This window comes from Paenibacillus sp. AGC31 (assembly GCF_057334655.1).
Window position 1 is genome coordinate 111,597 of sequence record NZ_JBHFJH010000029.1, and the last position, 17,928, is coordinate 129,524.

General features: G+C 38.9%; 12 protein-coding genes. 5 read left to right on the forward strand and 7 right to left on the reverse strand.

Annotated features, from left to right (window positions below; translation table 11 throughout):
- Positions 1-34 precede the first annotated feature (34 nt).
- On the forward strand, positions 35-169 hold the full coding sequence (locus ACE04G_RS16970) for a hypothetical protein (RefSeq protein ID WP_449005022.1): 135 nt from the start codon (positions 35-37) through the stop codon (positions 167-169).
- 209 nt (positions 170-378) lie between these two features.
- On the opposite strand, the gene ACE04G_RS16975 is transcribed toward ACE04G_RS16970, so the two are convergent.
- Positions 379-1,530 (reverse strand): hypothetical protein, encoded by a 1,152-nt coding sequence (locus ACE04G_RS16975; protein ID WP_486094556.1) that lies wholly within the window; start codon positions 1,528-1,530, stop codon positions 379-381.
- A 1,040-nt stretch (positions 1,531-2,570) separates the two neighbouring features.
- Here ACE04G_RS16975 and ACE04G_RS16980 point away from each other — a divergent pair.
- Both ACE04G_RS16980 and ACE04G_RS16985 read left to right on the forward strand, forming a co-directional pair.
- Positions 2,571-7,481 carry a polymorphic toxin type 8 domain-containing protein gene (locus ACE04G_RS16980; RefSeq protein ID WP_449005018.1) on the forward strand — a complete coding sequence of 1,637 codons (4,911 nt, stop codon included), beginning with the start codon at positions 2,571-2,573 and terminating at the stop codon, positions 7,479-7,481.
- 19 nt (positions 7,482-7,500) lie between these two features.
- Complete coding sequence (locus tag ACE04G_RS16985) at positions 7,501-7,875, forward strand: DUF2750 domain-containing protein (protein WP_376034865.1); 375 nt, start codon at positions 7,501-7,503, stop codon at positions 7,873-7,875.
- An 802-nt stretch (positions 7,876-8,677) separates the two neighbouring features.
- On the opposite strand, the gene ACE04G_RS16990 is transcribed toward ACE04G_RS16985, so the two are convergent.
- Together ACE04G_RS16990 and ACE04G_RS16995 are read right to left on the reverse strand one after the other, a co-directional pair.
- Positions 8,678-10,774 (reverse strand): CAP and S-layer homology domain-containing protein, encoded by a 2,097-nt coding sequence (locus ACE04G_RS16990; protein ID WP_449005017.1) that lies wholly within the window; start codon positions 10,772-10,774, stop codon positions 8,678-8,680.
- Positions 10,775-11,138: 364 nt separating this feature from the next.
- On the reverse strand, positions 11,139-11,432 hold the full coding sequence (locus ACE04G_RS16995) for a hypothetical protein (protein ID WP_449005016.1): 294 nt from the start codon (positions 11,430-11,432) through the stop codon (positions 11,139-11,141).
- 160 nt (positions 11,433-11,592) lie between these two features.
- Here ACE04G_RS16995 and ACE04G_RS17000 point away from each other — a divergent pair, with 160 nt between their 5' ends.
- Positions 11,593-11,883, forward strand: a complete 291-nt coding sequence (locus tag ACE04G_RS17000; protein ID WP_449005015.1) for a hypothetical protein — start codon at positions 11,593-11,595, stop codon at positions 11,881-11,883.
- Between the two features lie 252 nt (positions 11,884-12,135).
- Here ACE04G_RS17000 and ACE04G_RS17005 read toward each other — a convergent pair whose 3' ends face one another.
- The 4 genes from ACE04G_RS17005 to ACE04G_RS17020 all read right to left on the reverse strand — a co-directional run bounded on the left by ACE04G_RS17005 (position 12,136) and on the right by ACE04G_RS17020 (position 15,733).
- Positions 12,136-12,708, reverse strand: coding sequence for a hypothetical protein (locus tag ACE04G_RS17005; RefSeq protein ID WP_449005014.1), 573 nt, complete (start codon positions 12,706-12,708; stop codon positions 12,136-12,138).
- Between the two features lie 57 nt (positions 12,709-12,765).
- The gene (locus ACE04G_RS17010; RefSeq protein ID WP_449005013.1) at positions 12,766-14,055 is read right to left on the reverse strand and encodes a competence protein CoiA family protein; all 1,290 of its coding nucleotides are present in this window, start codon (positions 14,053-14,055) and stop codon (positions 12,766-12,768) included.
- A 219-nt stretch (positions 14,056-14,274) separates the two neighbouring features.
- Positions 14,275-15,129, reverse strand: coding sequence for a hypothetical protein (locus ACE04G_RS17015; RefSeq protein ID WP_486094557.1), 855 nt, complete (start codon positions 15,127-15,129; stop codon positions 14,275-14,277).
- A 259-nt stretch (positions 15,130-15,388) separates the two neighbouring features.
- Positions 15,389-15,733 (reverse strand): hypothetical protein, encoded by a 345-nt coding sequence (locus ACE04G_RS17020; protein ID WP_449005011.1) that lies wholly within the window; start codon positions 15,731-15,733, stop codon positions 15,389-15,391.
- Positions 15,734-16,167: 434 nt separating this feature from the next.
- Between ACE04G_RS17020 and ACE04G_RS17025 the strand changes: the two genes are divergently transcribed.
- The gene (locus tag ACE04G_RS17025; protein ID WP_449005010.1) at positions 16,168-16,941 is read left to right on the forward strand and encodes a hypothetical protein; all 774 of its coding nucleotides are present in this window, start codon (positions 16,168-16,170) and stop codon (positions 16,939-16,941) included.
- Positions 16,942-17,928 lie beyond the last annotated feature (987 nt).

Consider the following 17,928-nt stretch of genomic DNA (forward strand, 5'->3'; position numbering starts at 1 on the left):
CGGATACAACGACCCGCTAGAAACGGAGGATTCATTGGATGTCTCTTTCGGCCAGGATATAGAATATCGCAAGGAAAGTGATCCTTCAATTGCTTATGACCCTAACAAAGAAGATCCAGAAGCGCGCTGGGATAAAATTCTGTGTGACCGCTTGAGTGATCGGACATAATAATGGTTGCTTACTACAAGAGTAGAGGGACAAAAATATTTTCCCATTGATGTCGCTAATTTAGCGGCTTTTTTTATTTTATCGGTACAAGTTTGAATCCCGAGCCAACAAGAACTTGTGCCCATGATCTCGCAGTGTGGAGACTAAGTAAGGTCAGAAGGGCAGATCCCGCGCAAGTATCAACTTAATATTATTCCTTAAAATAGGATTTATATAATTAATAAAAAGACACTTAATAGTAAATAATATTGAAGATAAAATAATATTAGGGAGGCGGATAACATTCCTGCTACAGTAGAGAATTCAATAATATCTTTTAAAAAATCAAAAGAACGATTATTATAAAAAATCAAATCTCGTATTAAAGCTCCGGAATCAGTTCTGCTTTGCGCTTGAGCAAAATCCAAATGAGGGTAAAGTGCAGAAGCCATTAGCTGGCAAACATGATCTTCATATTTTCTATCTGCGTTATCGGTTTTACCTGATGGCAATTTTATAATTTCATTTAATTTTCTATTGGCTGATGTAATCGGTATCGATTTAAAAAGTGGATCATTTTTGCAATCTTCAAATGTTCTTTCTTTCATCTTGATAAAGTTTTGAACCACATCATAATTTTTTCGGTTGTATTCCAAAATTTCAACTCTAGAAGGTATGTTATCCTTATCTTGCCAAACCTCTTTTACGAAATAACCATCAAAGTAATCTTCATAGTTAATCCACGGAATATAGCGAAGCCATCGCTTTGGAACAAGTAGCACCGGCTTTTTAGTTTCTGGATTAATAGGTAAGTATGTAACTTCTTCAATGATCTGATATGTTTTATGATTGTACAAATCCTGGACTTTTGTCTTCTCCATTGGTATTTTATGCTTTTCACACTGTTGGATCGTGAAATCAATTAAAAACGACTTCAAAAAATTACAGGCAATGTCACTCACACGATCTTTTGAAATCTGATTAACATAAAGCTGAATTTCTTCAAAATGAGTAAATCCGCCTTCTGTGATCTGAGGAACAGAATTGAAGAGCGATAAAATTGAAGTTGCTGTTTTCCCTCCGATTCTCATTCCACTTTTATTACCCGAAGTACCTAATCCAACTTCAGTACATTCTGACGCTCGAATTAATATCTCCGTAGCTTCTTTTTCATTATTCTTCTTAATTAGATGGCCTAAATGATTGAAAGAATTCGAAATGATAGCGTGTAAAGCGTTGTCTTGCATTGATGGTGATTTCCACAGTAAAAATGGATCTAAATATAACGGAATATCTTCATCAAGAAATGGAATTGCGAAATCCACTTCTTCTTGTGTAAATGGAAGATCATGAAAATCGTTAAGTCTTGGTCTAATCAACATGTCAGTTCACCCTATTTTAATGTTCTTTTTCAATAGGAAAATCGTACCATAATTCATACTCTGTCACAATAACCATTTCGATGTAGAGCAGGTAACTAAGGTGCTTTTTATTAATGCATTATCCACTTTCAGAAGTTTTCTATACTTGATGAAGATCATGTTCGTTATGTTCAATGGTTTATAGTAAATTACGTCTTCTAAGGTTTTTACGAGGGTAGGTGGAGTAGCTCACATTTGATTTTTTTGTCAAAATAAAAACCGCTCATATTGAGCGTACATTGAACTCATAGAACTAACGATTTCCATTAGTTCAACAAAAGTATTTAATCGGTTATCAGCTAACCTGCACTTAGGTATAGAACTTACGAACCTAAATAGCCGAGGGTTTGTCTATGTACGTGATGCTAATGAACTGATGAAAACAGGTCAGAGATGCGCGGATACAAAGTCGGTTCTTCAGTTGGTAATGTGAGAAACAACTATTTTTAGATCTGATACAGGAAGTTTCTTAGGAATGGCCTTAGAAGAATATAGGTAGCAGTAGGAAATGATACAATGATCCGCTAGAAACGGTGGATTCCTGAATGCCTATAGCAGCCAAGATGAGAAAACCTTTAATTGATTATGACTCAAACGAAGAAGATTCAGTAGTGGCTGGGATAAAATTCTGCGTGACCGCTTGAAAGTGAGTGAGTGAGAGCACTGAATAATTGTTGCTTATTACATGCAGTTTCGTGTTCAGCAAGCCAGATGATTATCAATTTTTGTCGAGGGACAAGAACATGGTCCCATTGAAGTCGCTATTTTAGCGGCTTTTTTATTTTATCGGTACAAGTTCTTGTCCCGAGCCAAGGACAAGAACTTGTACCGATTGCCGTATTGGACAAGAACATGTTCCTATTTCCGATTAGACCTATATCTAATCAATACAATAATTATATGTTGGAAAGGTTAACTTTGGGAAATTTTTCATTTAGAAAATATTCCAATAATATGGTATAACTCTTCTTGCTGTAAAAAAATAGACAAGGGGATACAACATGAAAAAGAAATACAAATTTTGGAATAAGGTAATTAGCTTAATTATTGCTGGTTCCTTAATCTCTACATCATCGCTCAATAATACCACTGCTTGGGGAAGCCCCTCTGCCGAAAGATCAACGCTTCAAGAAAGCAACATTTCCGACGATTCTAACTTGTCGTCCAACAACACCCCAAAAGAGATCGTTTCGCTTCGAAGTGAGAAATCGAAGACATTCGCAAATGAGAATGGAACGTACACAACTCAAATTTCTGAAACTCCCATTCACTATCAAGATTCCTCAAATCAAGAGTGGAAGCCTATTGATAACCGTTTAAATACGACGAGTCAAACGGCTTACAATAATAATCATGAATTCAAAGTAGAAATGAACAAGAAACATTCTGTTTCTGATAATTTGGTAGAGATCAAAGAGGATAAATTCAGCATTGGTTTAAACCCCATATCGGAAACAAATACGGTAAAAACTACGCAAAGCATCTCTAGCACAAAGGCTGCAGGGATTGTTAAGAATAATGTAATGACGTATAAGGGACTTTATCCCGATACTGATTTAATCTATACCCTGGGAAACGATAGACTCAAAGAAGAGCTTAAACTCAGCAAGAAGCCGACAGGCAAGAAGTCAGTGATTTACTCATTTGCCTTAACTCTAGGTAATCTGGATTATCGCCAGGAACAGGATGGCTCCGTATCCTTGATTAACCCATCTACTGGCGATATTGAATATATCATCGATAAACCGTTGATGTATGACTCTTTTATACCCGAAGGTTATCAGCAGGTAGGGGGAGTTAATGCTTACCCTGAAGAATCTCTTTCCTACGATATTCACTATGAATTGAAAGAGAAAAAGGGACAGTTAAACATTGACGTGATCCCCAGTCTCGCATGGCTTAATGATGCGTCCCGTGTATACCCAGTCACCATCGATCCGACCATTGTTAAATTTCAACCGACATACCGCTTAGCGGATACCAATATACGTAGTGCTTTTCCCAAACAAACTGGAGCAACCGACACGACACTAGGTGTAGGTCTATATAAAGACGCTACTAGCTCTAATGTCATCCGTTCTCTCATTCAGTTTGACACATCGACGATCCCACAGGGGGCAAAGGTGTTAACGGCTGACTTGAATCTCTGGTTAGCGTCCGTTTCAAATAATACTAATGTAGATATCACACTGAATAGTGTCAATAAAGCCTGGACGGAATACTCTGCATCCTGGATGTATGCAGATACTACGAACTTGTGGAGTAAACAGGGTGGAGATTTCAATGCTTCGCAAGTCGCTACAACTGCTGTCGGACCTTTAACATCACTTTCAGCAAACTATAAGTGGTCCTTGCCTGCCAATATGCTAGAAAAGTGGATCAATGACCCCACAACAAACAAAGGGTTTATGCTGAAAAGCAATTCAGAAACAACAAACAGCTACAAGAAGTTTATATCCGGTGATGACACGGCCAATCCGGATTACACGCCGCTTTTAAGCGTGACATACACCTCTGCTAGCCGACTTGGTCTAAAAGATTATTGGACATATGATAGTCATCCGATAGCTAACGGAACTAGTTATACCAATTTGGGCACGGGGAACAATATCATCCAGTTTAATGATTATTCCTTAACTGGTAGAGGAGATACCTCCGTAGACTTCATGCGGACATATAATTCAAAATCTAGCGAGTCTTCACCGTTTGGCTACGGATGGTATTATACGGGTGGTGAAACCATCGTAGATGCTTACAAAACCGGAGACGTATTGTTTACAGACCACACTGGATCTGCTTATGAATTCAAATATAACGCAACAAACAATACGTATACACCTTCAGCGGGCGATTATCTGACACTAAAAAAGGTGAAAAGTAGCGCAGGGGCCACGACCGGTTATGAGTTAACAGACAAACATGGATACCTGATGCATTTCGATACGGTCTCCAATGATGATCAAGTAAGCATTACTCAAGCCAAACTCAGTTATGAACAAGATATGCATGGAAACCGAATAACGTATAAAAGGAATGGGAACGGAGCAATAACGGGTATAGAGGACCCATCAGGCCGTACCATCACATTTGAATATACTTCAGATGGGTTAGTTGATTATGCCATGCTAGAAGGGCGTAAGACGGATTATACGTACCAAAATGGAAAGCTAGTCACTGTAGATCAGTATAGTGAGGATGGTACTTACAGCCGAACTCAGTTTAGTTATGGCGGCAATTACATTAAAACTATCTTTGACCCGAATAATCGATTAACCACTTTTACCTATGATCAAGAGTACTTGGTTAAAGTGCAGGAACCTTCAACGGTTTCGGTTACAGATGCAAGTGATCGGCCGGCAACCCAGTACAAATACGACAGCGCCGCTCGTACAGCAGACGTAACAAATGCAAATGGCCATACGACAAACTATACGCTGAACGCTAACTTCGTGGCAGAGAAAATCGAAAATGCTAAAGGTGAAATTACCCAGTATGTCCTAGATGAAAACTACAATGTCAAGAAAGTAACCAACCCAGATGGAACTGTTGCTGAGCAGACATATGATAGTAAAGGTAATGTTCTGACTCAAACCGATGAAGTCGGAAATGTTACAACATACGAGTACAATGATTTGAATCACATTGCTAAAGAAATTGACCCTAAACAGAATGTGACTAATTACTCGTATACCGTAGCTGGTGATTTGGAAACCATTGTTGACGCCAAGCAAAAGGTTACGCGTTATGAATATGACACCTATGGAAACTTAAAAAAGACGACGTATCCAGACCAATCGATAGAAACCTACAGCTACGACGATAAAGGTAACGATATTAAATCGGTAATAGATGCAGCAGGAAACACAACAACAGTGACAACAGATACGGTTGGGAATATGATCGCAAATACCGACGGAAATAACAATCGTACCGATTACCATTATGATAAGTTAAATCGTTTGAAAACTGTAATTGATCCGAAGCAAAAAGAGACAACGTATGAGTATGATACAGCCGGAAACTTGACTAAAATGATTAATCCAAAACAGGCTGTAGTTCAGTATGAGTACAATGGGCAAAATCAGTTAATGAAAAAGACAGATGCCATTGGCAAGGTGACAGATAACAAATATGATTCAAATGGCAACCTAATGGAGACCACGACTCCTAATGGGAACACAATTTCTTCAACATTCACGGCTTTGGATCAACTCAAAACTATAAGTATAGATGGGCAACAAAAGTGGTCTTATGAATATGATGAAAATGGATTACTGGTCAATGTAAACAATGGTGCTCGTTCCTTTACGTATAAGCCTGATGGATTACCTGAAACAGAGGTAGATAGAGGGCATCAAAAGTCATATATCTATAATGCGAATAGTGGACTTCAGGAGCTCTCATATTCAACCGGTGCACATTCGTCTACTGTAAGTTATGATTACACCGAGTTAGATCAAGTCAAAAGCATTAGCAAGGATAATCAAAACCTCGTTTCTTATCAGTACAATGATATGGCTGCAATGGAACAAGCCGATCGGGCAAACGGAATTGTAACCAAGGCTCACTACGATACTGGGGAACAGTTGCGCACTTACGGTGATTACTCTAGTACAGGGAGTGTAATTCGGGAGTACGACTACACGTATGACTCCAATGAGAATGTAAAAACAATTCATTCGGAATTAGGCGATACAACCTATGAGTACGATGCGCTTAACCAACTCGAACAAGAAACTCTACCCGATGGGACGACGATTAAATACAGGTATGACGATGTAGGTAATCGGACACAAAAAGTAGTTGTCATCAATGGGCAGGAGCAAATCACTGTATACGAGCATAATAACGCCAATCAATTAACTTATGTTAATGGACAAGCTTATCAGTATGACCATAATGGAAACCTAGTAAACGATGGTAAACAAACGTATATATATGATGCACTGGATCAATTAATTGAAGTGCAAGATCAATCTGGTCAGAGAATACAAAAATACAGTTATGATGAGAATGGAAGACGTATTCAGTCCACTGGTCAGTCCGGAACAGTGAATTTCTTCTACGATGGCGATGAAGTCATCTATGAAACGGACGAAAATAATAAAACACTTCGAGAGTACACATGGGATGATAGTGGAAGTCCGGTAGCAATGACTAAAGATGGATTGACCTATTATTACCATTTGAATGGTCATGGAGATGTCGTCAGTTTAACAGATCAGGCTGGTAACGAAGTAGCACAGTATGAATATGACGCATGGGGGAATATTGTAAATCAGAGTGGCTCGCTTGCGGATGAAAACCCATACCGTTATGCTAGTTATAGATACAATGCAGAAACTGGATTGTATTACCTGATGTCAAGAAACTACAATCCGCAGCTTGGTTCCTTTATCTCGTTGGACTCGGAACAAGACTTGGATCTAGATAACCCGCTGAATCGAAATGGATACAGCTACGGACTAAATAATCCAGTTGCATATGTAGATGATAATGGAAACAACCCATTTATAATTTATTTAGTTATTTTCGTTGTTAAAGTTGTCGTTAAGGAAGTTGTCAAAACAGGAGTCAAGAAGGCTGCGAAAAAAGCAACTGTAAAAGCAATAAAAAAGGGAACATCATCTGCAGCAGCAAAGAAGACGGGGAGGTCAGGAAAACAAGCTAGACTCAAAGAAATAGCAAATGATGCTAAGGTTTCAACTTCATTACGAGGAGAAATCAAACGTGATCTAAATGAAATTAAAAGAAAAAAACGCAAAAATGTAAGAGTCCCTCAGGGATACCAAATGCAGCACAAACGTGGTTTCGAGGCAAGAAAGGGTTACGGTTACGAACACAGTGTTTTAAATATTACAAAAAACCATAAGACACAACATAGATACGATAATAATGGAAAAATAAGATAAAACATCATTAGGAGGAAATATGAATCAGAAAGAATTTGAATCTGTCATCAATCTCCCTGCAAATATTCGTTATGAATACTTCATCAAAAGAGTAGTAGATTCAGAAGAAGTGTGGGGCCTTTATGAGAATGGTTGGTCAGTTACTGAAGATGATGAAGGTAATAAATTACTTCCATTTTGGCCTAAGAAAGAATTCGCGGAATACTGTGCAACTGATGGTTGGGAAATTTACTCAAGTAAAAGTATGGATTTGTACGAGTTCATAGACGAGTTTCTACCCAATTTAAAAAAAGAGGGTTTTAAACCTTCAATATTCTTAAATAATGCTGATTCTGCTGTATTAGAAGTCGATATACTGATTGAGGATTTAAAGACAGAACTTGAAAAATACTAACAGATTTGATAATGGCCGTTCCTAGAACTTTGCTCGATCGGGGACGGTCGAATGATTTTTTTATCTGAGATGTATAATTAATCAAATAATGTGTTACAATAATACCATAAAAAGAGCAGAAAAACGTAGACAAGTAAAGAGTGAGTGTAATGCTAACAGCAAAAAGCGCCGATCTCAGAAGACGAGATTCGGCGTATTTAAGTCTACAGACTATTAGTCAAAATACGGCTTTTGTGCACATGTCTAAACATAAAAAAACGATATTATCGTCAGGTCTCTATATCCTGCGCTAAATATCGTGATTCAGTACCTTATTCCATAGGTACTTTAATTGCTTGCTAAGATAATATCATAACAAAAGTAACAAGTCAAAAACCTATCTATGCCCATACATCATTCTGTTTTTGTCTTTGGCTCGGGATAAGAACTTGTACCGATAAAAAAATCCACTTAAATAGCGACTCTCAAACAGTTATCGGTATTTGTAATTATGTTACCCAACAGTATCGTTTCTCATACATACTTTAAATTTATTATTGATTTCTTTTAATTCGACGTTCTCTAAGCAAACCAATGCAAGGCCTGTTACAAAAATTGAATAAATCAAAGAATTAATTAAATTTGGATGAGTAATGACCTTACATATCAGGGTTTCTTCTTACCTACACACCAAATCCTAATACTATCTTTGACTTTTGCTCCAAGTCGGACTTTCTCGACACGAAGAAGCCTCCGATCCAAGTCGGAGGCTTCTTCGTGTTTTAATGTTAGTTTGCGAATGCGCTCGTAGGGCTTTATTTTCTTAACTTGAATACTCGGACGCGTTCATTGTGCCTCTTTTGACCCCAATGTAATAGATGACTTCTTCCGTTCTCAGGTTCACATCCAGGATAGCATCTCCATAAGTACCTGTGGACGAAATTGAGAATCGCCCCAATGAATCGGTCTGCACTGAAATTTTATCTAGTATCTCCCCGCTTCGCCTATTATTCTGGTGTTGATTGATTTGGATCTCCAGCTTCTTGTTCGCCTGTTCCGCGAATTGTCCCTCCACCTGCAGCGTACCTTCCTCACGGAATTCAGCAATTAACATCTTATTGCCAAGCACCGGTTTCTTATATACTTCAGGAAAAGGACGTTCAGGTAGCTTCTTCTCAGACGTAATCGTTTTAGGTGCGCCGACCAAATACTTCATGCGGGACTGCAATTGCATCAAGATCACCGCTGCCTGTGCCCGAGTAACGATATCGTTGGAACCGAACGTCCAGACTTGGTTACCTTTGGTTCCGCGCATATAATCACGAGCCAGCACGTATTTTTCCGCATTCGGAAAATCGAAGTTTACGCCGTCTGCTGACGCGATCAGTCCAGCCACTCGATTGCGGTTAATTGGCTTGTCCCGAAAGTCGCTTTTTCCCGGACGTGCACTGAACAACAACAGGTTGCGGGCTTTCGCCACGTTATAGGCGCCTTCCGCCAAGTGCTTCTTCTTTTTGGAAGCGTACGATTCGTCATCGACTTTGTAGGTGCGCAGCAGCATGATAAGAAACTGTTCTTCGCTCACGGGATCTTCTGGGTGGAATTTGCCCTTTGCATCCGCTCCGGCGACGCCCGAACGAAGCGCCCACTCGATCGCTACTTGATCAGAGCGTCCAGCGATATCTTTCACCTTGGCCGGATTAGTTGCTGGATAGATCTTACTCTTGAGACGTTCGAAAACTCGTACCGGCACCGTGCCACGTACTGCCCCGGAGCTGAACGTCACCTTGTAAGTGCCAGGCTTAACCCCTTCGAGCATTCCGTCTGCGGAAACTTTCAAACCGACAGAGGAACTGCTGGAGTAGGCAATCGGCGTTTTCGGGGTTCCATATGTGCCATCGCCGTAAGAGGCAACGATCTTGATCGGCAGCTTGCTTCCCGGATTCAGCATAAATTCATCATATTGGGCGGATAAGCCATGAATCGTGCGTCCTTTGCCAGTCGTGAACGACCAGGTCTTGCTGCGAAGTTCCGACTCTTTATAAAGCGTATAATCGAGCTTCACCGTATAGACGCTGTACCCGTCTAGCACATCCTTGGGAAACAAGAACACCGTATCGCCTTGCAGTTCGCTGTAGTACGGAACTTCTTGCCCTTGCGAGTCCACGATGCTCGCTTCGAACGAGTCGATGCCGAGGCCTGCCGTAGCCGAGATGATGCCACCTGAGTGTTCAACACCGAAGCGGTCAAGCGGATTTGGAATCTCCAATCCATAGAATCCAATGTTGGCTCCTTTCATGCCGTCATATGGATACACATTGGCTTCCGGGTCTTTCTTCTGGATTTTCACGTAAGCCGGGTTCATGACCGCAGTACCACCTTGCAACCCGATGCCGACCGATGTATACTGGCCGTCCAATATAATCTTGCGATGATAAGCGGTGCTTAGCCAGGAATCAATCGCTTCCCTTGTCGTTTCTTTTTCAAAAGACATGACTTCAGCTACCGAAATGTTTGGCCATCCTGCTGCTTTGCCCCGGTCTCCAGGCGTCGCTCCTGTAAACCCTGCCGTACCGGGCTCCTCCCGATGCGCTGACAATCCTTCGAACTGAGTGGTATTGTAATAAGCCGCGTGCGCCTGCGACGCCTGCGTCAATCTCGCATCCAGCTCCAACGGGCCTACGCCTACCCTTGCCCGAATCTCGTTCAGATAAGCCAATCCATCGAGCTGATCCTGCGAGTACCCTCCTTGCGAATCCATCCTAGCCGATGCCGCCGATGCGCGTTCTGCCGGATAAACCGGTACGATGACCGTTAGGGCCAAGACCGAGGCGAGCAGACAGGAGGCCCACCTGCGCCCCGATCTTCGGCTGATCCCCCGATTTGGCAAGTCGTTCTTGCTGCGTTTGCTTACGTTCATTGTGTCTCCCCTCATCTTTCCTTTTTTACGAATCTTGCTGCGACTGTAAAGCCTTCGCCTATTTCTCCTGAATTTTCTGCCTCAGCAAGAAAGCTTCAGGCGCAGTTAGTTGGGGCTATTATGTTGCTTGTTGAGATTTTAATTACATCATCTTTTATTTAGAGATATTCATCTAATCGGAAATCGGACGTTGTTCTAGTCCATTCCGGTAATCGGAATAAGTTCAGGTACTTGGCTCGAGACACAAACTTGTACCGATAAAATAACAAAGCCGCTAAATTAGCGACTTCAGTTAGACTATGTACTTATCCTTCGACACTAACTGTAAAGAAAGTAAATAAGATTCATAAACAAATACCAAGTCCTACTCTTTTAACCTATTGATTAACTCTTCCGCTTCCTTCAATTCTTCAGATTCAAAATCATCCTTGTAATTGTCAAACAAACGAAGTGCTTCTCGGTAACTATCCTCTGCATTTTTTTCATATTCATCTTTGTAAGCTTCCGCTTCCTGTAGTTGGTGTTTAACCGAACTGTCTTGTATCTGATTTTTCAAACCAGATATAATGTTTGCTTTAAGTTCTGCAAAGCCAAAATTTCTTTCATATATAATTACATTATCTCGTATGTCTTTTAAAATTTTTGAAGCAATAGACATTTCATTCCCCCCTTAGTATGTATGAAATAACTTTACCATATTTTAGCGGTGAAATACCAAGAGAATATACACTGTGATCTAATTCCTATGATACAATACAAGGAATTGTGTTTGACTATCTATATTTTGTAACTTTTTAATCTAAAGGAGATTTAGATAAATGTGTATAGAAACCATTACTCTTAAAAATAACTTAAATGAAAATTTTACAGTTACACTACGCTATATATGTTCTGATGTTTTATCCGTTGAAGTATTGAGGGAAAACCGAGTATTCATTTCAAAAAATTCCGATCCAAAGAACAGATCAGAAAAAGATGACAATTCTCTTGCTGACAATTCTCCTCTTAATGTTGCATTAAAATTTGAGGAAGTTGTTGAATTCATCAATGACAACACTCATTATACTGGTGATGAAATACAAGATAGTATTGTTGCTCTTTTCACTTAATTTATTTTGCAAGGCCTCCTTAATATATCTAATAATTTCTCCGAAAACTATATCCCAAATTCGTCCACAACCAATCTCTCAGACATATACAAAAGGACGGCTGTGGCTATCCTTTTGGGTTCCTTACGTGATTTACCCCTGCATCACAATTCCCTAAAAGTTTAACTCTAAGCCCTGTGTTCTCTATAATTTTAAACTCATTATATATACCATTAACTACTTAGTCATGTTGTTTTCCTAAACGCAATCTTCTTAAACAACATCCTTTACGTTGTTAATCTTAAGAAGATAAACTACCTTCTCAGTACGTGTTTCGGGTTTCACCCTAGTAACACCAGATACATCAAACCGTTCAATTACCCAGCTAGGAACGTCTGCCGCAGGATCTGGACTTGCCACTCTTAACAGGGAGCTTTCGGGATCAAAAACGAATTCTAGATACTCTCTGTCCGGTCTGTACCCTTCAGGTGAAAAATGGTCTGTAAGTACAAAAGCCCGTGGAACTTCCATTTGCCCAAAATAGTATCTCGGCTTTGATATTAACTCAGTTAATCCATTAAATTGTGCTTCTTCGCTATCTCCTCGTGGATAGATAATTCCTGCAGCCACATTATTTTTATGATCTTCAACCTTTTTGAACAATTCATCAATAGAATGACATTCTTCATCTTCTTCCTCACCAGTAATACCGTTACTCCAACCGGCACTCCAGGTAATCCAAAGGTTTCCCTTATTTTCTTCATCTACTTCGACTACAGTAAACGCCCAAATCTGTCCATTTACAACACAATCGTATGTACTGCCAACCTTGAATGTTTCCTTCATCGTTAACCGCCCTTCCATACTATAATTGTTTGAACTACGTCTATTCATTATAACAAACTATAAATCTACAATCTCAATAAGATGTATTCTCACATTGGGATCCGATATTTTACCCAGTGCTTCAAAAGCCATTTTCTTAATATCACGAAGGTCCCATCCCTTAAAAATAACCAGCTCCCTGTTATGTCTCAAATATTGCGCCAGTAAGGCGGCATCCTCTACAGAGATGTACTTTCGTTTAAGCCTTTCGATGAGGTATGTAACTGTCCCATCATCCCAATAGATCACGGGAAGATCCTTTTGAGGTTTGTTCTGTCTCACAATTTGTGGTAATGGTATTTCAACATCATTCAATGCATGGGTGTCCTCTGTTCTTCCTTCATCAATTTGCGTGAGGCGATCTACCCCCTTAGCAAAATCTGATCTAAAAATATCCATTTGCCGATTTTCGAAATCATCATTAGATAACTGAAGGTAATCCTGGATTACCAAAGCTTCAGTAAGTTGCATCTTGTACCCCGTAGTTACAGCAAAAGCTCGGTATGGGGGCTCAAGTTCATCAAAGATGATTCGATGAACAGAAAACGATATTCCATCAGACGTAGAATGAACATAGTACAAGCTGCGGACATCATTATGGAGAATCTGTTTCTCATTATAATTAAAAACCTCTGATATCGAGTAAGTATCGTTACCAGATAGATTATTCAGTAGTTTATCCCATTTGTGATCCCAATCTGTTTTGGTACTAAGAAGGGTCTCAGATTCCCAAAGAAACAAAACTCTATACGATAAATCTAAACTCAGCTCTTGATCCTCTATAAACCAGATATTATTTAAGCCTTTCTCATCGAAATATTGATTCCTTTTTCGAATTATCTTTACGAGTGACTCATCACCCTTCTGATATACATTGGTCAGGACTGATATACCGAACTCATAGTTGCCCTTTTTTACGATGATATCAGGGACAACCTTCCAACCTCCTTCAGCTTTCGCTTTATAGCCATGCTCCACTTTAAGATCAGGTTTATATCTCTCCTGCGTTCTCAAGTCATCGTAGATGACGTCCCGTATTACCGAGTGCTGAGCTGATTCTCTCTTCACTTGCTGCTCGTATTGTTCATATGAACGGGCAACTGTACAGGACTTCCCCTGTTTATGTGCAAAATGAGGTTCATTCATGTTCCCCGCACGAAGTATGAGATATTCATCACAGAAAGGACATCTAAAACCATCTTTTCTCCCCTTTTTCCTGATCTCTGTGATAGCCAGATCTTTCCGGGGATACTTATTGAATTCGTCAAACAGAGAGATTAGAGTATTCTCGTAATTGGCAATTTGCAAATCATTCCACTCCTTTCCAACGTACTCTTTTTTGGTAAGCGACTAGTTCAATGTATGGTAATTCCGGCGCATCATGATTACATTTAAGTCCTAAACTCTAATCGTAATTCTACAGTCCCCCTCACTTTAAAGATAAGATAATAAACAACGGCATTCGCTTGAGGGCTTGATTTCGTCTTCAAGATTCTCCAAAATCTACATCCAGAGCAGGGTTTGTCATTATACTCGAGTTTGTTCATACTGTTTCGTAATGTTATCTTTAAGAGATTTCCACCGCTCAAGTGTTTCACCCAAATTTTCAACGACATCCTGAACAGTCGGTCCTTCAATATATTTAATAGAAGACTGTGAGTAAACCTCGTAGCTCGTACCCCATAAGACGATATCACCTAAATCGAGATCATCATCAAAATCAGGGTCAGCAAGATTCACTATAATTTCTGTAGTACTATCCAACGACTCTAAGAATTCAAAAAATAACTGCCGATTTAAACCGTCATAAAAAGGGCCTCCTGCATTATAAAAGTCTACCAGAATATCGTAGAATACCGACCAGCCATTGTAAACCTTACCATTCCCGAAGACATGAGGATCTATTTTTTTTAATTGAGTAATGACGTCATTCAATTCCATCATCGTGTTGTACTCAATTTCATTCATTTTTTTGACAATAACAATTGGGGAGTCTTGTTCTTCCTGCACTTTGATAGGTTCAACTAATTTAGTTTTTGCCATTTCTTTATATCCGATTGTGATAACAACGATGCCAAGGCCAAATAGTGTAGCCCAATCTCCAGCTCTTTGCACAATCCAAAACCCTGTTAGATTGTTGAGTACAGGGATTAGTAATAAAGAGACGAGAGATGCGATAAGAAAAACCAGACCGCTAACAAATGTGTTAGTGGCCCACTTTTCATTGTTTTTCACATCGCTGTAATAATCCGCTAAGGTAAATAATGCTGCAGCTATGGATAGTAATGCAATAAACAATGTTGGAACCTCAATGATCCATCTCATAATAGAAATGACTATATAAAAATAGCCTATCCCTATAGTTATAATTATCGATTTCAATTTATAAATCCGCTCCTGATTAAAGATTTAAAGTTTATTCATGAATTTTGGGCATACTGAAGCTTCCATACATTATCTTGGCTATAAGATTGCAACATCTCTCAGGCTCAATAAAAGACAAACAACTCCAAGGTCAATCTTAACTAGGAAACGTTGAGCCTGGCCCCCACGTTAGGTACCCTTTTTTACTATCTAAAGGACCACACCCGAACCAGGCTTTCATAAGATCCAGTAGAACGAATATTGGATTGTTTAGCCATTACAATGAGTTCTCTATGATGTCTTCCAGTTGTTTTCTAAGATTTTCAATTTCTATAAGAAGTTCTTCATACCGTTCTTGGCTGTTACAGGATCGGCATTCTTTTTCCAGTTCATCTATTTCCGTATTTAGAATTTCACGCATTAGTATCCTTTCCATCTCTTGATTCGCGGAAGGGGTAAAATATACATCACTACACGATATACACTTAAGAGCAGAGAGCTCCGGCATCTTAACCTTCTTCTGCTCATTAATTTGGACTTCCGTAGATTGTCTTGTTTCTTGCAAGTCTCCTCCACATTTAGGGCATGTTCCCATTATCATATCTACCTGTCCTTCCTCCATTAATTTAACCCGTGTTCTGATAACAAGTGAGTTAACATCTTTATAAGAATTTATTATTTTGATTTGTAAACGGTAATCTGTTTCAAATTTACAAATTCATTTGTTTTCACCAGGCATTGGGAGCAGTAGGTCTTATTGTTGCTTGACGAGCGAGGTGGTTCAGTGTACTTCGAAAAGCAAGTTGGGCATGAAAATACTCGCGAAGGAACCTTCCCTTTTTTGTTCCAGCGTCCCTTCTTTTTCATGATAGAATGTGAGGTTTTAAAAGACAATTCCTTACCCCCTAAGTTATATGCTATATTACCTTTAATATACAACAACAACTATTAATAGACCATTAATTAAAGTTGTACAAATTGTACTGGCAAAGATACCACCCAGATACTACGAATAGTATCTGTCCATGGATATATATAGTTTAAGGGAGGAATTTGATGTTAAGCATGTATGGAAGATACATACGTCCAGTAAAAATTAATAATAAACCAGAAAAAATACTGTCAAATGAATCAGTTCAAGACCAGATTATTAAACGAGATCTGTACTCTCTATTAAATGAGAATTCAAGAAGTAAAATGCTCATGAGTACTACAGCTAAGGTTTTTGAATGGATTGCTGTAATAAATTTAAGTTTATTAATTTTATCAATCTTCGGTAACCTAATCTTCTCATGGTGGACTGATAAAGAGACACCCGGTTACTGGGGTATAATTTTTTTAGTCATGTTCTTAGGAGGATTCGTCGGTCTTATTGGATCAGGTACTGCTTCAAATTTATTTGTGAAAAAGGAATATCGCGAGCTCTCCTTTCTAGTTAAGTACTGGATCTTAAACTTCAACAAAGAAGTCCTCTTCTCTATCCAGTGTAGTGTTATTCATAAATACTTAAATAATAATAGCAAGATGGATAAGAATTACATTGATTACCTTATTGCCTACTACACAGAACGAAGCGATAGCCTCCGCAAATTGCGATGGTTGCCAGTAGCCATTTTCACAGCTTTTTTATTCCCATTATGGAACATCTCATTGAATAAACTTTTTGCTGCTTCTAATTTAAGTACTGCAATAGGGATTATTTTAAGTCTTATACTTGCAGCAACTATTATAGTCTGGCTATTTCGAAAAGTTATTGAACCAATAATTTTTTATAAACCGATTAAATATCTTCAATTGGCGACGATTCTCCGGACAGTAAAAACATTCTAAATTCAACAAACGCAAGATACCCCTGGGGTTAACACCAGGGGTATCACTATCTCTCAGTAATTAAGTAAGCATAAGTTAATGCATATTAATCTGAATTATTCTAGTTAAACCGGATACTACATATGGTATGTTCAAACTTCGGAAGTTTATTGATGAATTACGTAGAAACACGATTTATTTTTCTATATTTTTTTAAAAATCCTTCGTTTATAGCCTTCTTACTCTCCCATAGCACTTGAGTCAGGTAAGGTATTTTGTTACTACGTATATCTACTAAGCCCTGTTTACAAAATAGCATATGTTGGGTTACAGTATGATAGTAGCAGCTGTGGTGCCCTCTATGAAGGGAGGGGACAGACATTAGTAAGATTATCTTAATTATAATTATGGTTACCTATGCAGCAGAATTTCTAACAACGGCGTTGAATTTAGGTACAGCATCAATAAAATTTATTCATACCCTTCGCACATTCTTTTGGCCGAGTAAGTCTTCTTCTCGTAAAAAAAAGAAGCATTAACAGCTACCAACTGTTAACGCTCCTTTTTGACTTTCTTAATGCATTACTGCTAGGACATCTTTGACATGGAAACCTAGCTGTAAAAAAGAGTGGCACTACTGCTACTACTTTAATCTGACTTTATGTAACGTTACTAGGGGTAACGTTACTCATAACGTTATGGCAATTATAGCACCACTATATAACATATACAATGTATATGCAACCTTGGGTTAATAGTGAATTAATTCTGAACGATCAGTTACATTTCTTGAACGCAATCACTTTCTATACTAATTTTAATGAGAAGACTCGCTATATTATAGTAGCCAGTCTTCATTGTAGTTTGGTATAAATGCCTCTAAGTAACCATAGAACCTTTCACTCAATCCACTAATTACATCAATTAGTTTTGGAGTAATAAATCAACAATTCCCGCTAAACCAAAAAGCACCAGCAACATTAAAGCGATTAAGGGTATCCCTATTGC

Coding starts and splice junctions, on each gene's coding strand:
- ACE04G_RS16990 (WP_449005017.1), bottom strand. CDS start 10,774: ATGAACGTAAGCAAACGCAGCAAGAACGACTTGCCAAATCGGGGGATC.
- ACE04G_RS16980 (WP_449005018.1), top strand. CDS start 2,571: ATGAAAAAGAAATACAAATTTTGGAATAAGGTAATTAGCTTAATTATT.
- ACE04G_RS17005 (WP_449005014.1), bottom strand. CDS start 12,708: ATGAAGGAAACATTCAAGGTTGGCAGTACATACGATTGTGTTGTAAAT.
- ACE04G_RS16985 (WP_376034865.1), top strand. CDS start 7,501: ATGAATCAGAAAGAATTTGAATCTGTCATCAATCTCCCTGCAAATATT.
- ACE04G_RS17020 (WP_449005011.1), bottom strand. CDS start 15,733: ATGGAGGAAGGACAGGTAGATATGATAATGGGAACATGCCCTAAATGT.
- ACE04G_RS17000 (WP_449005015.1), top strand. CDS start 11,593: ATGTGTATAGAAACCATTACTCTTAAAAATAACTTAAATGAAAATTTT.
- ACE04G_RS16995 (WP_449005016.1), bottom strand. CDS start 11,432: ATGTCTATTGCTTCAAAAATTTTAAAAGACATACGAGATAATGTAATT.
- ACE04G_RS17025 (WP_449005010.1), top strand. CDS start 16,168: ATGTTAAGCATGTATGGAAGATACATACGTCCAGTAAAAATTAATAAT.
- ACE04G_RS16975 (WP_486094556.1), bottom strand. CDS start 1,530: ATGTTGATTAGACCAAGACTTAACGATTTTCATGATCTTCCATTTACA.